The 16,202-nt window shown below is 62.9% G+C and carries 15 protein-coding genes; 6 read left to right on the top strand and 9 right to left on the bottom strand.

The genetic code is table 11. The features are described from left to right. The 4 genes from HP546_RS03670 to HP546_RS03660 form a co-directional block, all read right to left on the bottom strand. Positions 1 to 1,015: ribonucleotide-diphosphate reductase subunit beta (locus tag HP546_RS03670; RefSeq protein WP_172219731.1), on the bottom strand; the 1,015-nt coding region annotated here is incomplete at its 3' end. Between the two features lie 774 nt (positions 1,016 to 1,789). Then, positions 1,790 to 1,921 carry a hypothetical protein gene (locus HP546_RS31280; protein ID WP_256676297.1) on the bottom strand — a complete coding sequence of 44 codons (132 nt, stop codon included), beginning with the start codon at positions 1,919 to 1,921 and terminating at the stop codon, positions 1,790 to 1,792. A 231-nt stretch (positions 1,922 to 2,152) separates the two neighbouring features. Beyond that, complete coding sequence (locus HP546_RS03665) at positions 2,153 to 5,032, bottom strand: ribonucleoside-diphosphate reductase subunit alpha (RefSeq protein WP_172219728.1); 2,880 nt, start codon at positions 5,030 to 5,032, stop codon at positions 2,153 to 2,155. Positions 5,033 to 5,212: 180 nt separating this feature from the next. Next, positions 5,213 to 5,413 (bottom strand): hypothetical protein, encoded by a 201-nt coding sequence (locus HP546_RS03660; protein WP_172219725.1) that lies wholly within the window; start codon positions 5,411 to 5,413, stop codon positions 5,213 to 5,215. Between the two features lie 351 nt (positions 5,414 to 5,764). Between HP546_RS03660 and HP546_RS03655 the strand changes: the two genes are divergently transcribed. Together HP546_RS03655 and HP546_RS03650 are read left to right on the top strand one after the other, a co-directional pair. Continuing rightward, positions 5,765 to 6,463 carry a response regulator transcription factor gene (locus HP546_RS03655; protein ID WP_172219722.1) on the top strand — a complete coding sequence of 233 codons (699 nt, stop codon included), beginning with the start codon at positions 5,765 to 5,767 and terminating at the stop codon, positions 6,461 to 6,463. Next, positions 6,460 to 8,067: an ATP-binding protein gene (locus tag HP546_RS03650; RefSeq protein WP_172219720.1), complete on the top strand. Its 1,608-nt coding sequence runs from the start codon at positions 6,460 to 6,462 to the stop codon at positions 8,065 to 8,067. Before HP546_RS03655 ends, HP546_RS03650 begins: the two co-directional genes overlap by 4 nt. Positions 8,068 to 8,070: 3 nt before the next feature. On the opposite strand, the gene HP546_RS03645 is transcribed toward HP546_RS03650, so the two are convergent. After that, positions 8,071 to 8,772, bottom strand: coding sequence for a 4'-phosphopantetheinyl transferase (locus HP546_RS03645; protein WP_172219718.1), 702 nt, complete (start codon positions 8,770 to 8,772; stop codon positions 8,071 to 8,073). 74 nt (positions 8,773 to 8,846) lie between these two features. Then, positions 8,847 to 9,638: a dienelactone hydrolase family protein gene (locus tag HP546_RS03640; RefSeq protein ID WP_172219716.1), complete on the bottom strand. Its 792-nt coding sequence runs from the start codon at positions 9,636 to 9,638 to the stop codon at positions 8,847 to 8,849. A gap of 129 nt (positions 9,639 to 9,767) precedes the next feature. Between HP546_RS03640 and HP546_RS03635 the strand changes: the two genes are divergently transcribed. The 4 genes from HP546_RS03635 to HP546_RS03620 all read left to right on the top strand — a co-directional run bounded on the left by HP546_RS03635 (position 9,768) and on the right by HP546_RS03620 (position 14,192). Next, positions 9,768 to 10,373: an outer membrane protein gene (locus tag HP546_RS03635; RefSeq protein WP_172219714.1), complete on the top strand. Its 606-nt coding sequence runs from the start codon at positions 9,768 to 9,770 to the stop codon at positions 10,371 to 10,373. Between the two features lie 83 nt (positions 10,374 to 10,456). Then, positions 10,457 to 11,134 carry a response regulator gene (locus tag HP546_RS03630; RefSeq protein WP_172219712.1) on the top strand — a complete coding sequence of 226 codons (678 nt, stop codon included), beginning with the start codon at positions 10,457 to 10,459 and terminating at the stop codon, positions 11,132 to 11,134. Further along, on the top strand, positions 11,131 to 12,477 hold the full coding sequence (locus HP546_RS03625) for an ATP-binding protein (protein WP_172219710.1): 1,347 nt from the start codon (positions 11,131 to 11,133) through the stop codon (positions 12,475 to 12,477). The genes HP546_RS03630 and HP546_RS03625 overlap by 4 nt, the downstream gene beginning before the upstream one ends. Before the next feature lie 392 nt (positions 12,478 to 12,869). Continuing rightward, a complete protein-coding gene (locus tag HP546_RS03620; RefSeq protein WP_172219708.1) occupies positions 12,870 to 14,192 on the top strand; it encodes a dicarboxylate/amino acid:cation symporter in 1,323 nt (440 codons plus the stop codon). Between the two features lie 66 nt (positions 14,193 to 14,258). On the opposite strand, the gene tsaA is transcribed toward HP546_RS03620, so the two are convergent. From tsaA to HP546_RS03605, 3 genes are read right to left on the bottom strand one after another with little or no spacing between them, the layout of a single operon-like run. After that, a complete protein-coding gene (gene tsaA / locus HP546_RS03615) occupies positions 14,259 to 14,951 on the bottom strand; it encodes a tRNA (N6-threonylcarbamoyladenosine(37)-N6)-methyltransferase TrmO (RefSeq protein WP_172219706.1) in 693 nt (230 codons plus the stop codon). 6 nt (positions 14,952 to 14,957) lie between these two features. Further along, positions 14,958 to 15,419 (bottom strand): DUF1456 family protein, encoded by a 462-nt coding sequence (locus HP546_RS03610; protein ID WP_172219704.1) that lies wholly within the window; start codon positions 15,417 to 15,419, stop codon positions 14,958 to 14,960. Between the two features lie 49 nt (positions 15,420 to 15,468). Next, on the bottom strand, positions 15,469 to 16,179 hold the full coding sequence (locus HP546_RS03605; protein ID WP_172219702.1) for an rRNA pseudouridine synthase: 711 nt from the start codon (positions 16,177 to 16,179) through the stop codon (positions 15,469 to 15,471). Between the last annotated feature and the right edge of the window lie 23 nt (positions 16,180 to 16,202).

The raw sequence follows: 16,202 nt of genomic DNA, 5'->3' as shown, positions 1-16,202 counted from the left end.
CGTATTCGATCTCCAGCTGGGTCCCTTGCAGGATCATCTGGGTCGCCTCTTCCTTCATCGCCGCGTCCCACAGGTGCGGGTTCTCGATCTTGATCTGGTTGATCACGTCGATACCGAAGTTCAGGTGCATCGACTCGTCACGCAGGATGTACTGGAACTGCTCGGCAACGCCGGTCATCTTGTTGCGGCGGCCCATGGACAGGATCTGGGTGAAGCCGCAGTAGAAGAAGATGCCTTCCAGCACGCAGTAGTAGGCGATCAGGTTGCGCAGCAGCTCTTTGTCGGTTTCGACGGTGCCGGTGTTGAATTCCGGATCGGAGATGGCGCGGGTGTACTTCAGGCCCCAGGCGGCTTTCTTCGCGACCGACGGGATCTCGTGGTACATGTTGAAGATTTCGCCTTCATCCATGCCCAGCGATTCGATGCAGTACTGGTAGGCGTGGGTGTGGATCGCCTCTTCGAAGGCCTGGCGCAGGATGTACTGGCGGCACTCCGGGTTGGTGATCAGGCGGTACACGGCCAGGGCCAGGTTGTTGGCAACCAGCGAGTCGGCAGTGGAGAAGAAGCCGAGGTTGCGCATGACGATGCGGCGCTCGTCTTCGGTCAGGCCGTCCTGGCTCTTCCACAGGGCGATGTCGGCGGTCATGTTGACCTCTTGCGGCATCCAGTGGTTGGCGCAGCCGTCCAGGTACTTTTGCCAGGCCCAGTCGTACTTGAAAGGTACCAGCTGGTTGAGGTCGGCGCGGCAGTTGATCATGCGCTTTTCGTCAACGGCGACGCGGGCCGAGGATCCTTCTAGCTCGGCCAGGCCTTCGGCGATGTCAAGGTCATTAAGCGACGCCTTGGCACGCTTCACTGCCTCGGAGTCGGTCGAAACTACGGCACGAGCTTCCAGGGCGGCGGCACCGCCGGCGCTGTCGAGCTTGTCGATACCTGGCTGGCTGGCTTGAGTGCTACTTGGGCCTTTAGTGGTGACTTCGTTTTCGTCCTTGTCGAATTCGTCCCAGCTCAGCATGGTGTTTTGGCTCCGCTTGTGGGTCGCTTGTGGGCGACCGTAAAAATTAAGATGAAGTGGTACTGCTAGAGACCACGCATGAACCGCCTCGGCTCACGAGGTGTCCCTGCAAAGGTTTCGAATTTGGTTTGAATGGCCATGAGCTTGGTGATCAGCGATCACAGGCTTCGTTGACGTACCGGCCGCAAAAGGCATCCGGAGGCAGGGGCCGACCATCGTAAGCGGTCAGAATTTTGAGCCGCTTTTGGAGGGGCAATATTGTACCGGAAAACGGCAATTCAGGGGCTTTCATGTCGTGTCTCCGATCTCTTTTTTTGGTAAGAGACCCGATAACCGTCGATGAGTTTGTCAAGACGCCAGTAGGGCAAAATTCGCCTATATGGTGTTGTGTCTTGTTCCGAAGCACACGATATAGTTTTGAGAGGTAGGGGACAAGCGAGAAATTCAAGCCGAGTTTGCCCTGAGTCAAGAGGATGGGCGTTACGCCGCATGGAAACGGAGCTCCGGCCTGTCAGGATCAGCTAACCGATTGACGAATGGCGATCGAGCGAAGGGGATTTTGAGTCAATGAAGCGGGGGGAATGGAAGCGCTGAGACAAAGAACAGGCAAAAAAACAGTCAGACCTCCTTGCCAGGAAATCGGTCACAGGTCAAGAGGCGTCATGGCATCTGCCCCAAGTAAAGCCGCAGAGTGTTAAAGGAAGAGTGAAGAAATGAGCATGGGCATTCCAAAAACAGAAGCCGGGAGTATTGCTCTCCCGGCTTTTTCTGCATTTACTTCGATTTCTTCACGGTTTCAACCACGTGGGTCTTGGGGTTCTGACGAGCCTTTTCGACCGTGGTGAAGCGCCCGCTATCCGCATCGCGACCGATTTTCTGGCCGCCGGATGATGTCTTTTTAGACATAGCGTGATTCTCCAATTTAGATGAGCATCACTTGACACTAGTCCTGACAGGCACGAAAATTCGCGCTCACTTTAGATCTGTAGGATCTAGCCTCCCTTTGAGCGATGCACGTGCTCGTGGGAGATCCAAGCCCGATGCAGCTGTAACTGCGTCGGGCTTTTTATTGCCTGAGAAAAGCAGTTCTTACAAAGCGGGGCGAGAGAAGTAACCTTCTTTCGCCCCGTGTTTACCTTACTGGCAGGCTTCGCAGTCAGGCTCGTCGATCGCGCAGGCCTTCGGCACTGGCGCAGGGCCGGCTGCCTGGACCGGGGCGCTGTCGCCACCGCTGGAAACGGCGTTGAGCTTGCCGGTGTTGATGGTCGACTTCTCGGTGCTGGTCGCAGCCAGGGCACGGAGGTAGTAAGTGGTTTTCAGACCACGGTACCAGGCCATGCGGTAGGTCACGTCGAGCTTCTTGCCCGAGGCACCGGCGATGTACAGGTTCAGCGACTGAGCCTGGTCGATCCACTTCTGGCGACGCGAGGCAGCATCGACGATCCACTTGGTCTCGACCTCGAACGCGGTGGCGTACAGGTCTTTCAGCTCTTGCGGGATACGCTCGATCTGCTGCACCGAACCGTCGTAGTACTTCAGGTCGTTGATCATCACCGAGTCCCACAGGCCGCGGGCCTTCAGGTCGCGGACCAGGTACGGGTTGATCACGGTGAATTCGCCCGACAGGTTCGATTTCACGTACAGGTTCTGGTAAGTCGGCTCGATCGACTGCGACACGCCGGTGATGTTGGCGATGGTCGCGGTTGGCGCGATGGCCATGATGTTCGAGTTACGAATACCTTTTTGCACGCGAGCACGCACGGGTGCCCAGTCCAGCGACTCGTTCAGATCGACGTCGATGTACTTCTGGCCACGGGCTTCGATCAGGATCTGTTGCGAGTCCAGTGGCAGGATGCCTTTGGACCACAGCGAACCCTGGAAGGTCTCGTAGGCGCCGCGCTCGTCGGCCAGGTCGCAAGAAGCCTGGATGGCGAAGTAGCTGACCGCCTCCATCGACTTGTCGGCGAACTCGACGGCAGCGTCGGAACCGTAGGCGATGTGCTGCAGGTACAGCGCGTCCTGGAAGCCCATGATGCCCAGGCCGACAGGGCGGTGCTTCATGTTCGAGTTGCGCGCTTGCGGCACCGAGTAGTAGTTGATGTCGATCACGTTGTCGAGCATGCGCACGGCGGTGTTCACGGTGCGTTGCAGCTTGGCGGTGTCCAGCTTGCCCTCAACGATGTGGTTCGGCAGGTTGATCGAGCCCAGGTTGCAGACCGCGATCTCGTCCTTGTTGGTGTTCAAGGTGATCTCGGTGCACAGGTTGGAGCTGTGAACCACGCCCACGTGCTGCTGCGGCGAACGCAGGTTGCACGGGTCCTTGAAGGTCAGCCACGGGTGGCCGGTCTCGAACAGCATCGACAGCATCTTGCGCCACAGGTCTTTGGCCTGGATGGTCTTGAACACCTTGATCTTGTTGTACTCGGTCAGGGCTTCGTAGTACTCGTAACGCTCTTCGAAGGCCTTGCCGGTCAGGTCGTGCAGGTCTGGCACTTCCGATGGCGAGAACAGGGTCCACTTGCCGTCATCGAAGACACGCTTCATGAACAGGTCAGGGATCCAGTTGGCGGTGTTCATGTCGTGAGTACGACGACGGTCATCACCGGTGTTCTTGCGCAGCTCGATGAATTCTTCGATGTCCAGGTGCCAGGTTTCCAGGTAGGCACAGACAGCGCCCTTGCGCTTGCCACCCTGGTTTACGGCAACGGCGGTGTCGTTGACTACTTTCAGGAACGGCACGACACCCTGGGATTTACCGTTGGTGCCCTTGATGTAGGAGCCCAGTGCGCGCACCGGGGTCCAGTCGTTGCCCAGGCCACCGGCGAATTTCGACAGCATGGCGTTGTCGTGGATCGCGTGGTAGATGCCTGACAGGTCGTCCGGCACGGTGGTCAGGTAGCAGCTGGACAGCTGCGGGCGCAGGGTGCCGGCGTTGAACAGGGTCGGAGTCGAGGCCATGTAGTCGAACGACGACAACAGGTTGTAGAACTCGATCGCACGGGCTTCCTTGTCTTTCTCTTCCAGCGCCAGGCCCATGGCCACACGCATGAAGAACACCTGCGGCAGTTCGAAGCGCACGCCGTCCTTGTGGATGAAGTAGCGGTCGTACAGGGTCTGCAGGCCCAGGTAGGTGAACTGCTGGTCACGCTCGTGGTTGATCGCCTTGCCCATTTTTTCCAGGTCGAAGTCGGCCAGGGCAGGGTTGAGCAGTTCGAACTCGATACCTTTGGCCACGTAGGCCGGCAGGGCCTTGGCGTACAGGTCGGCCATCTCGTGGTGGGTGGCGCTTTCGGCCACCTCGAGGAAGCCCAGGCCTTCGGCGCGCAGGGTGTCCATCAGCAGGCGGGCGGTGACGAACGAGTAGTTCGGCTCGCGCTCGACCAGGGTACGGGCGGTCATCACCAGGGCGGTGTTGACGTCCTTGATGGCCACGCCGTCGTACAGGTTCTTCAGGGTTTCGCGCTGGATCAGCTCGCCGTCCACTTCGGCCAGGCCTTCGCAGGCTTCGCTGATGATGGTGTTCAGGCGGGCCATGTCGAGCGGCGCCAGGCTGCCATTGGCCAGGGTGATGCGGATGCTTGGGTGCGGCTCGACCACAGCGTCGGTGTGGGCGCGGGTGGCACGCTCTTTGGCGCGCTGGTCGCGGTAGATCACGTAGTCGCGGGCGACTTTCTGTTCGCCGGCGCGCATCAGGGCCAGTTCGACCTGGTCCTGGATTTCTTCGATGTGGATGGTGCCACCCGATGGCATGCGACGCTTGAACGTGGCGGTGACCTGCTCGGTCAGGCGCGCGACGGTGTCGTGGATGCGCGACGAAGCGGCGGCGGTGCCGCCTTCAACTGCGAGGAACGCCTTGGTGATGGCCACGGTGATCTTGTCGTCGGTGTAGGCGACGACAGTGCCGTTACGCTTGATCACGCGCAGTTGGCCGGGGGCGGTGGCGGCCAGATCCTGGTTGGAATCGGCGGCCTGCGGCACCTTGGCCTGCGGGTTCTCGCGAGTTGTGTCGGTTTGCATGGGTGGGTGTCTCCACAGTTTCTATATTGATCAGGCGCCTTTTGGGCGCCCACCGTTCCGTCCACTTGCTCGATGGCCCGGCGGGGATGCGCAATGCATGCGCATCCGCCCGCGCGGGCGTACCGACTTCGGGACAGACTCAGGAATAAGGGGCAATGGCTTGCCGCTCCCTGGCCGAAGTCAAAGGTTTTGGGCTGGGCCCAAAAACTGCTGTTCAGTTTGCCGCTGGAGCGGTTTGGCTGTTGGAATCGCGCCAAGTTCAGCCAGAAAAAGCGCTTGAATTTCCGCGCTGACTTGTGTTTGCGACTCAGGGCTAAACCCAACATATAGTGGTTTGCCGCGTTCGGCATACAAGATAATGCGGTCTTGGCGTCTTTGCAAGGCGAGCGCCTGTGGATAACGTGTGGGTAGATTGTGGGTGAAAGGTGGGTATTCGCTGTAGGCCTTGTGCCAAGTGGTTTGCAGTATTTTTCTGCGCCACACTGCCCCAGTGCAGTTTTTTTCGGGGGCGCACCCTACCACAAAAAACGGTTCAGTCGGGGGAGAGCCGGGAGGTTGGCAGTACCCGGGGGTGGACGTAGTATCCGCGGGCAATATTGCCTTTTGGTTAAAGGGTTATGCTCCCTGCACAGGCCTCTTCGCAGCACAAGGAGAGCGCGACACCTTGAGCAGCCTTGTGCTGCGAAGCGGCCGGCACAGGCAACAGAACAACAACAAGCAAAGGCACAAGCCATGGACCACCCCGTACCCCGCATCCTGATTGTGGAAGACGACCAGCGCCTGGCCGAGCTCACCGCCGAATACCTGCAGGCCAACGGCTTCGAGGTTGCGGTGGAAGGCGATGGCGCCCGCGCCGCGCGGCGCATCGTCGACAGCCAGCCCGACCTGGTCGTCCTCGACCTGATGCTGCCCGGTGAGGACGGCCTGAGCATCTGTCGCCGGGTACGCAGCCAGTACCCCGGTCCGATCCTGATGCTCACCGCGCGCAGCGACGAGCTCGATCAGGTCCAGGGTCTGGACCTGGGCGCCGACGACTACGTCTGCAAACCGGTGCGCCCGCGCCTGCTGCTGGCGCGCATTCAAGCCCTGCTGCGCCGCACCGAAGCCCCGGACGGCAAGCGCCAGGACCTTGCATTCGGCGCGCTGCGCATCGACAACCGGCTGCGCGAGGCCCGCCTGGGCGAGCAACTGATCGAGCTGACCGGCGCCGAATTCGACCTGCTCTGGTTACTGGCCAGCAACGCCGGCCGGGTGCTGACGCGCGAGCAGATCTTCACCGCGCTGCGCGGCGTTGGCTACGACGGCCAGGACCGCTCCATCGACATACGCATTTCCAAAATTCGCCCCAAGATCGGCGATGACCCACTGCAGCCCCGGTTGATCAAGACCTTGCGCAGCAAGGGCTACCTGTTCGTCGGCGAGGCGCCATGAACAACTCGATCTTCCTGCGCATTTACGGGGGCATGCTGGCCGTACTGGTGCTGGTGGCCCTGCTCGGCGTGCTCAGTCTGCACCTGGTCAACGAAGTGCGCGCCGCCCAGCACCGCGAAGGCCTGGCCCAGGGCACGTTCAGCCTGATGGCCGATAACCTGGCAGTGCAGAACGACACCGAGCGCAAACGCTCGTTGCTGATCTGGGAGCGCCTGCTCGGGGTGCCGCTGACCCTGCAGCCCATGGCTGCGCGCCGCTTCGACGGCGGCCAGCGGGCACGTCTGTACCGTGGCCTGGTAGTGGTCGAGAAGACGGGCCCGCACGCTGTGCAGATACTGCGCAGGGTCGGCCAGCAAGACCTGTTGCTGGTGGCCCAGGTCAAACAGGTCAGCGAACAGCTGGCGCGGGCCACCCTTTACCTGTTGGCGGACGAACTGGTGCGCTACCCGGTTACCGAGCAGCAACAGCGCCTGGAACAGCTCAAGCGTGACAAGGGCTTTGGCTTCGGCGTGGCGCTGCAGCGTATAGAACGGGTGAGCCTGGACGATGACCAGCGACGCCGGGTGGAGGAGGGCGACACGGTGATGGCGCTGGGCAAGGATGGCGATTCGATCCGGGTGTTTTCCGGGCTCGCCGGTTCGCCCTGGGTGCTGGAAATCGGCCCGCTTTACCAACTGAACCCTTATCCCCCCCAGTTGCTGATCCTGATCGCCTTTCTTGGCCTGTGCCTGATCGGCCTGGTGGTGTACCTGCTGGTCCGCCAGCTGGAGCGGCGCGTGTCGGGCCTGGAAATTGCCGCCAGCCGCATCGCCCAGGGCAGCCTGGACACCCGCGTGCCGGCCGGCGACGCCGACTCGGTGGGGCGCCTGGCTGCGGCCTTCAATGGCATGGCCGAGCACCTGCAGCGCTCGCTGAGCATGCAGCGTGAGCTGGTGCGGGCGGTGTCCCACGAGTTGCGCACACCCGTGGCGCGCCTGCGTTTTGGCCTGGAGATGATCGAAACCGCCAGTACCGAGCAAGCCCGCGCCAAGCATCTGGCGGGCATGGACGGGGATATCCAGGACCTCGACAAGCTGGTCGACGAAATGCTGACCTACGCCCGCCTGGAGCAGGGGGCGCCGGCGCTGAAGTTCCAGCGGGTCGACCTGGATGCCATGCTCGACCGGGTCATCGAGGAGTTGTCACCGCTGCGCGCCGAAGTGCGGGTGCTGCGTGGCGACTGCCAGGGCGCGGATACCGATGGCGCCTGGGTCGAGGCCGAGCCACGGTACCTGCACCGGGCCCTGCAGAACCTGGTCGGCAATGCGTTGCGCCATGCCGAGTCCGAAGTACGCCTGAGCTACCAGCTGGGTCAGCAGCGCTGCCGCATCGATGTGGAGGATGACGGCCCCGGGATTCCCGAGGGTGTCTGGGATCGCATTTTCACGCCGTTTACCCGACTCGACGACAGCCGCACCCGGGCCTCGGGCGGGCATGGGCTGGGCTTGTCGATCGTACGGCGAATCATTTACTGGCATGCCGGCCGGGCGACGGTGGGGCGCAGCGAAGGGCTGGGCGGCGCCTGCTTCAGCCTGAACTGGCCACGCCAGCAAGCGCCGCTCTGAAGGTCAGACGCTGACCAGGCTGAGCAAGTGGCCGTCCTGCAGGCAGAACTGGCCCTGCACCTCTGCGCCGTGCTGCCATTGTGGTGACAGGTTGGTGAGCAGCCGCAGGCGCGCCATGCCTTCAGCGGACCAGTCCAGCACTTCGGCGTGCTCGAAATAGAAACGCTGGCGGGTCAGCGGGTAGAGGGCCTTGAACAGGCTTTCCTTCAGCGAGAAGGTCAAGGTCACCGTCAGGCCAAGCTGGCGGCGGTCCAGGCGCCCCTGCTCGGCCGGGGTGAGAATTTCGCCCATCAACCGTTCGGCGCGCTGGTCGTCCAGCAAGGTTTCCTGGTCCAGGCCCAGGCCCTGGCAACTGCTCTCGGCGGCCACCACGGCGGCGGCCCAGCCTTTGCCGTGGGTGATCGAGCCGCGGATCCCGGCAGGCCAGATGGGTGAGCGGTCCTCATGGGTGCCGGGCACATAGTCGCGGCCGTCCAGGTGCTGGAGTGCGGCCCGGGCGCAGACACGGCCGGCCAGGTACTCGGCCTGGCGCTTGGCCACCGAGCGTTGCAGGCTGGCGCTTGGCACCACGCCGGCGCGCTGGAAGTCGTCGGTGGCCAGGTGGGCGGGGTCGAAGGCGCAGCTGACCAGTACCGCGCCAGGCAGTGGGCGGGGCAGGGGCCAGTGGTGCCGGAGCGGGGCGCAGCAGGCGGGGAGTGTGTTCATGGGGGTATTGTGCCAGCCGCAGCGGCGATGTGGGAGGTGCGTATCCGGGGGCCGCAGAGCGGCCCCGGCAATACCTATTTGAAAACCTTCTTGAAGAACGCCTGCATATCCGCCCAGGAGCTCTCGTCCGCGGCCTTGTTGTAACCAATGTCCGGACCGCCGTGCTCGCCGTGGCTCAGCCGGTCGGCATCCGGGTTGGTAAAGCCATGCTTGGCCCCTTCGATACTGACGAACTGGTAATTGACCTTGGCCGCATCCATTTCTGCCTTGAACGCCTCCACCTGCTGAGGTGTGACCATGCTGTCCGCCGCCCCGTGCTCGACCAGGATATCTGCCCGCACAACGCCCGGCTTGGCCGGTGTCTGGGTGGCCAGCGCGCCATGGAAGCTCACCACGCCGTCCAGCTTCTCTCCCCGGCGTGCGGCATCCAGTACCACCTTGCCGCCGAAGCAATAACCCACGGCGCCCAGTTGATGCTTGTTGGTGTTCGGTTGCAGCCTTAACAGTTCAAGGCCGGCATCGAAACGCTGCGCCGCGGCTTTCGGGTCTTTCAGCGCTGCCGCCATGAACGCCTGGGCGTCCTGCGGGTGCTCGGTCTGCTTGCCGTCGCCATACATGTCGATGGCCAGCGCGTTGTAGCCCAGGCCCGCCAGGTCGCGAGCCCGGCGCTTGGCGTAGTCGTTCAGCCCCCACCATTCATGCACCACGACAATGCCGGGGCGCTTGCCCTCGACAGCGTCGTCGTAAGCGTAGTAGCCGACCAGGCGGTTGCCGTCGGCGTCCTGGTAGGGGATCTCGCGGGTTTGTACCGCCGCGTGGGCTAAGGCGGCGCTGCACATCAGGGTCACGGCCAGCAGGGCGCGCATGGTTACTACTCCTTGGTTTGCAATCGGATCGTTCAGCCGGGGTTCAGCCAGGGTTCAGTCGCGGTTCAGGGTGCCCTGCTTACTCTAGCTTCCAGACCGAAACAGCGCACTCAACTGGAGTAACCCGCCATGAAAACCTTCAACACCCTGCTTGCCGCCATGGCCGTCTGCGCCGCTGGCATCACCACTGCCCAGGCCGCCGACGACAATTTCGCCAGCCTTACCTACGGCCAGACCAGCGACAAGGTTCGCAAGTCCGGCCTGCTGCAGCGCAACACCGATCACCTCAATACCGACGGCATCATCGGCAAGGATGACACCTGGGGTGTACGCGTGGGCAAGATCAATGACCAGGGCCGCTACTACATGACCTACGACAACGTGTCGGGCGACCACAGCGGCCTCAAGCTGCGCCAGGAAAACCTGCTGGGCAGCTATGACCTGTTCCTGCCGGTGGGCGATACCACCAAACTGTTCGGCGGTGGCACCCTGGGCATGACCAAACTGTCCCAGGAGTCGTCAGGTGCCAGCCGCGATACCGACTACGGTTATGCCTACGGCCTGCAGGCTGGCGTGATCCAGGACATCACCGACAAGGCCTCGGTCGAACTGGGCTACCGTTACCTGCGCACCAACGCCGCGACCGAAGTGGGCGAGCATGGCGGGCCCAAAGCCGGCACCCTGCGCCTGACCAGCAGTGCGCAGACCTACCTGGCCGCCAGTTACAAGTTCTGACAGGCGAGCCGGGTTATCCTGTACCGGCCCTTGCGCATGTAGCGAAAGGGCCGGTACAGGCAACACACATCAAGGAGCTGCACATGAAACTGCTGGTGGTCGAGGACGAAGCCCTGCTTCGCCATCACCTCTACACCCGTCTGGGCGAAAGCGGCCATGTGGTCGAGGCCGTCGAAGATGCGGAAGAAGCGCTGTACCAGGCCGGGCAATTCCACTTCGACCTGGCCATCATCGACCTGGGCCTGCCCGGCATCAGCGGCCTGGAGCTGATCACACGCCTGCGCAGCCAGGACAAGACCTTCCCCATTCTTATCCTCACCGCCCGTGGCAACTGGCAGGACAAGGTCGAGGGTCTGGCCGCCGGTGCCGACGACTACCTGGTCAAACCCTTCCAGTTCGAGGAGCTCGAAGCGCGGTTGAACGCCCTGTTGCGCCGCTCCAGCGGCTTCACCCAGTCGACCATCGCCGCCGGCCCGCTGGTGCTCGACCTCAACCGCAAACAGGCCACCCTGGACGAACAGCCGCTGGCCCTGACCGCGTACGAATACCGCATCCTCGAATACCTCATGCGCCATCACCAGCAGGTGGTCGCCAAGGACCGCTTGATGGAGCAGTTGTACCCGGGTGACGAAGAACGCGACCCCAATGTCATCGAAGTGCTGGTCGGCCGCCTGCGGCGCAAGCTTGAAGGCGAGCACGGTTTCAAGCCCATCGACACGGTGCGCGGCCTGGGCTACCTGTTTACCGAGCGCTGCCGTTGATCCGCTCGCTGCGGGTACGCCTGATGCTGGCTGCGGCAGTGCTGGCGCTGTTGTTCATGCTGGCGCTGCTACCGGCTTTGCAGAAAGCCTTCAGCCTGGCCCTGCAGGAGTCGATCGAACAGCGCCTGGCATCGGATGTGACCACGCTGATTTCCGCCGCGCGTATCGAGCATGGCCAGTTGCAAATGCCCGAGCTGCTGCCGGACGAGCGCTACAACCTGCCGTACACCGGCTTGCTCGGTTATATCTTCGACCGCGACGGCAAGCTGGTCTGGCAGTCACGCGCCACCGCTGACCGGCACATCAACTACCGCCCGCGGTATGACGGGCGCGGCAACGAATTCGCCCGCATTCACCAGGCCGATGGCGAAGAGTTCTTCGTCTACGACGTCGAGATCAAGCTGCTGGGTGGCCAGAGCGCTGCCTACAGCATCGTCGCCCTGCAGCCGCTGAGCGAGTACAAGGCCACCCTCAACGGCCTGCGCGAAAAGCTCTACCTGGGCTTCGGCGCTGCCTTGCTGGCGCTCATGGTATTGCTGTGGGCTGGCCTGACCTGGGGCCTGCGCTCGTTGCGCCGGCTCAGCCACGAGCTGGATGAAGTGGAGGCGGGCGCGCGCGATGGCCTGAGCGCCGAGCACCCCCGCGAGCTGCTGCGCCTGACCCGTTCGCTCAACCGCCTGTTGCACAGTGAACGAGAGCAGCGCACGCGCTACCGCGACTCGCTGGATGACCTGGCGCACAGCCTGAAGACGCCGCTGGCGGTGCTGCAAGGCGTGGGAGAAAGCCTGCAGCAGCGCAGCGGTGAGCGCGAGCAGGCGCGGGTGCTGCAAAGCCAGATCGAGCGCATGAGCCAGCAGATCGACTATCAGCTGCAGCGCGCCAGCCTGCGCAAGAGTGGCCTGGTGCGGCACAGCGTGCTGCTGCGCCCGTTGCTCGACAGCCTGTGCAGCACCTTGGCCAAGGTGTACCGGGACAAGCAGGTGAGCGTGGCCCTGGAGTTACCCGATGAAGCACAGGTGCCAATGGAACAGGGTGCCTTGCTGGAAATGCTCGGTAACCTGCTGGAAAACGCCTACCGCCTCAGCCTGGGCCAGGTGCGGGTGAGCCTGGTGCATGCGCCCGGGCAGTTGACACTGTGCATCGAAGACGATGGGCCAGGGGTGCCTGCCGATCAGCGTCAGCGCATTCTCGAACGCGGTGAGCGGCTGGACAGCCAGCACCCGGGGCAGGGGATCGGGCTGGCGGTGGTCAAGGATATTGTCGACAGCTACGACGCAGAGCTGAGCCTGGGCGATTCGCCTCTGGGCGGTGCGGCGTTCAGGATTACCTTCAATCTGGAATGATTCCTGGCCTGTGCCGGATCGCACTGCCCCTGAGCCTTCACACTACCTGTGGGAGCGGCGGTGCGGCGATCCGATTCACCCGCGAAGAGGCCGGCACAGGAACCGTCATGGGCGGATTCCCGCCACACTCCCTGTACAAAACCCGCCACCGGGCGGAAATCCGCCAGCCTTCGTCAGGCAAATCGCCCCGTCATCGGGCAGCTTTTCCTCGTAAACATGGCCCTTGCACCCTTCATGGGCATTTTGGCACCACCCTTGCTATTGATCCTTGCAGAGGCCTGCCCAGGCAGCTCGAACACAACGACAAATCCCTCCAGGTGCAGGAGGGTTAGCGATTCAGGTGCCCCATCACCCTGGGAAGGGTGAACCGGCACACTTGAGGAAAATTAGCCATGACGACACGTCAGCCGCTGTACAAATCCCTGTATGTCCAGGTGTTGGTCGCCATCACCATCGGTATCCTGCTCGGCCACTACTACCCGGAAACGGGCGTTGCCCTCAAACCCTTGGGTGACGGCTTCGTCAAACTGATCAAGATGGTCATCGCCCCGATCATCTTCTGCACTGTGGTCAGCGGCATCGCCGGCATGCAGAGCATGAAATCGGTCGGCAAGACCGGCGGCTACGCGTTGTTGTACTTTGAAGTGGTTTCCACCATCGCCCTGATCATCGGCCTCGTCGTCGTCAACGTGGTCAAGCCGGGCGCTGGCATGCACATCGACGTCAGCACCCTGAACGCCAGCAGCGTGGCTGCCTACGCCGCTGCCGGCGCGCAGCAGACCACCATCGGCTTCCTGCTCAACGTCATCCCCAACACCGTGGTGGGTGCGTTTGCCAATGGCGACATCCTGCAAGTGCTGATGTTCTCGGTGCTGTTCGGCTTCGCCCTGCACCGCCTGGGCAGCTACGGCAAGCCGCTGCTGGACATGATCGACCGCTTCGCCCATGTCATGTTCAACATCATCAACATGATCATGAAGCTGGCCCCGATCGGCGCCATGGGTGCCATGGCCTTCACCATCGGCCAATACGGCGTTGGCTCGCTGGTGCAGCTGGGCTACCTGATGGCCTGCTTCTACATCACCTGCCTGCTGTTCGTGCTGGTGGTGCTGGGCGGTATCTGCCGCGCCCACGGTTTCAGCGTGCTCAAGCTGATCCGCTACATCCGCGAAGAACTGCTGATCGTGCTGGGGACGTCCTCGTCGGAATCGGCCCTGCCACGCATGCTGGCCAAGATGGAACGCCTGGGTGCCAAGAAGTCGGTGGTTGGCCTGGTGATCCCAACCGGTTACTCGTTCAATCTGGACGGCACCTCGATCTACCTGACCATGGCTGCGGTGTTCATTGCCCAGGCGACCGACACCACCATGGACATCACTCACCAGATCACCCTGTTGCTGGTGCTGCTGGTGGCGTCCAAAGGTGCTGCCGGCGTTACCGGTTCGGGCTTCATCGTCCTCGCCGCTACCCTCTCGGCGGTTGGGCACCTGCCGGTTGCCGGCCTGGCGCTGATCCTCGGCATCGACCGCTTCATGTCCGAAGCCCGTGCCTTGACCAACCTGGTGGGCAACGCGGTTGCCACCGTGGTGGTGGCCAAGTGGGTCAACGAAATGGACAACGACAAGCTGGCATCGGAGCTGGCCTCCGGTGGTGCGCCGCTGCTCGATACCCGTCCGACCGACGACCTGGGCGTGGCGGAAGGCCCGGCTCGCTGATCGCGGCTCCGTGAACTGAAAAAGGCGACCTCCGGGTCGCCTTTTTCGTGGTTGATGGTTGGGTTTTCAGGCCCGCACCACCTCCAGCACCCGGATCACCTCCGGCTGCGGGTAATGCCACCTTACCTGCACATCCCAGAACTTTACCCCATACACCCGCTCCGCCGGCGGTACCTGGTAGGCCGGCCGTGGGTCTTGAGCCAGGCATTGCTCGATCAGCTCCACCAAGGGCTCATCGAGGCGCAGCGCATGCTCGCGGGCCTCGGGCAGGGCGCCGTCGGCCCACTGCACGGCAATTGCGGCGGGCGCCTGGCTGGCCATCTGGTTGCTGGCGCCCGTGACGCTGTCGGCGTAGGGCACATAGGGCTTGATGTCGAGCACCGGCGTGCCGTCGAGCAGGTCGATCCCGGACAGCAGCAGCCGCCCGGGCTCCACGCCCTCCAGGCGCACCACCGACTGGCCGATACCGTTGGGCCGGTGGGTGGCGCGGGTGGCGAACACCCCCATGCTCTTGTTACCGCCCAGGCGCGGGGGGCGCACCTTCAGGCGTGGCTTGTCCTCCAGGGCCTGGTGGAACAGGAACAGCAGCCAGACATGGCTGACCTGCTCCAGGCCCTGCACCGCATCACCCTGGTCGAACGGCGGCAGCAGTTCCAGCACGCCGCGGGCGGCGGGCGCCAGTTGGGGCTGGCGCGGGATGGCGAACTTCTCCTTGAAGCAGGAGTGAACGATGCCGACCGGGGTAACCGTGTGCTGCATGGCCAATCAGCCGCGCACGCGCAAGGTCAGGCCCTTGAGGAAGTTGCGCAGCAACTGGTCGCCGCACGGGCGGTAGTTGTCATGACCAGACTTGCGGAACAGCGCGCTGAGCTCTGGTTTGCTGACCGGGAAGTTGACCGATTTGAGAATCACGTGCAGGTCGTCTTCCTTGAGCTCGAAGGCCACCCGCAGCTTCTTCAGGATGAGGTTGTTGGTCACCGGCAGCTCGATCGGCTGCGGCGGGCGACTGTCATCCTTGCCGCGGCGGTAGATCACCAGGCCATCGAGAAAGTGCGCCATCACCCGTTCCGGGCAGCGCTCGAAGCCTTCCTCCTCTTCTTTCTTCAGGTAGGTGGCCAGCACCGGAGGCTGCACTTCGAGGCCGGAAAGCTTGATGATTTCGGCCATCTTGGCGTCATTCACCTTGAGCATGTAGCGCAGGCTGCGCAGGACATCGTTGTGGTTCATTGCTGCAGAATCCTGTTCAGGTGCCGCACTGTCCAGTGCGGCGTATCACTTAAAAACGTTCGGTAGCGGCCACGTAGCGCCACTGGCCCAGGGGCAGCTTGCCCATGGACACGCCACCCAGGCGAATGCGGCGCATGCCCAGCAGCTCCAGGCGCAGGTAGGCGCACAGTTCGGAGATCTGCCCGGGTTGCGGGTTTTTCAGCACCATGCGCAGGTGGGTTTCGTTCTGCCAGCTGGCCTTGGCCTTTGGCAGTTCGCGGTCGTTGCGCATGGCCCCGCGCGCCAGGCGCTCCAGTGCCTGGGGTGTGGTTTCGCCGCGTACCTCGACAATGAATTCCTGCTCCAGGCGGCGCAGGTCGGTCTCGATCTTGCGGGTTACCCGCCAGTCCTGGCTGAAGACCTGCAGGCCGCTGGCGCCACGTTCCAGGGGGGCGACACAAACCTGACGGGTAAAATGCCCATGCAAGGCACGCACACCTTCACGGTGGGCTTCGCTCAAGGTGGCCATGTTCATGCTGGCGCGGGCGCTTTCGATGTCCACGCCGACCGCCTGGTTCAGCAGCAGGGTCACCGGTTCCAGGGTTTCGGCGCGGGCGCCTGGCAGCAGTTCGACGCGCTGCTGCTCGACCTTGAACTGTGGCTGCTCGACCACCACGCCATCGACGGTGACCCAGCCGCCTTCGATATACATCTCGGCCTCGCGGCGGGAACAGCCAAGCTGCTCGATGAGGCGTTTGGACAGACGGGTGGGTTCGGACATGACGGCAATTCGCAAAGGCAGGG

This window comes from Pseudomonas sp. CM25 (assembly GCF_013179705.1).
In the GTDB taxonomy this organism is placed as follows: Bacteria; Pseudomonadota; Gammaproteobacteria; order Pseudomonadales; family Pseudomonadaceae; genus Aquipseudomonas.
Note: the sequence above shows the minus strand (reverse complement) of the source record. Positions and strands in the feature narration are given on the sequence as shown.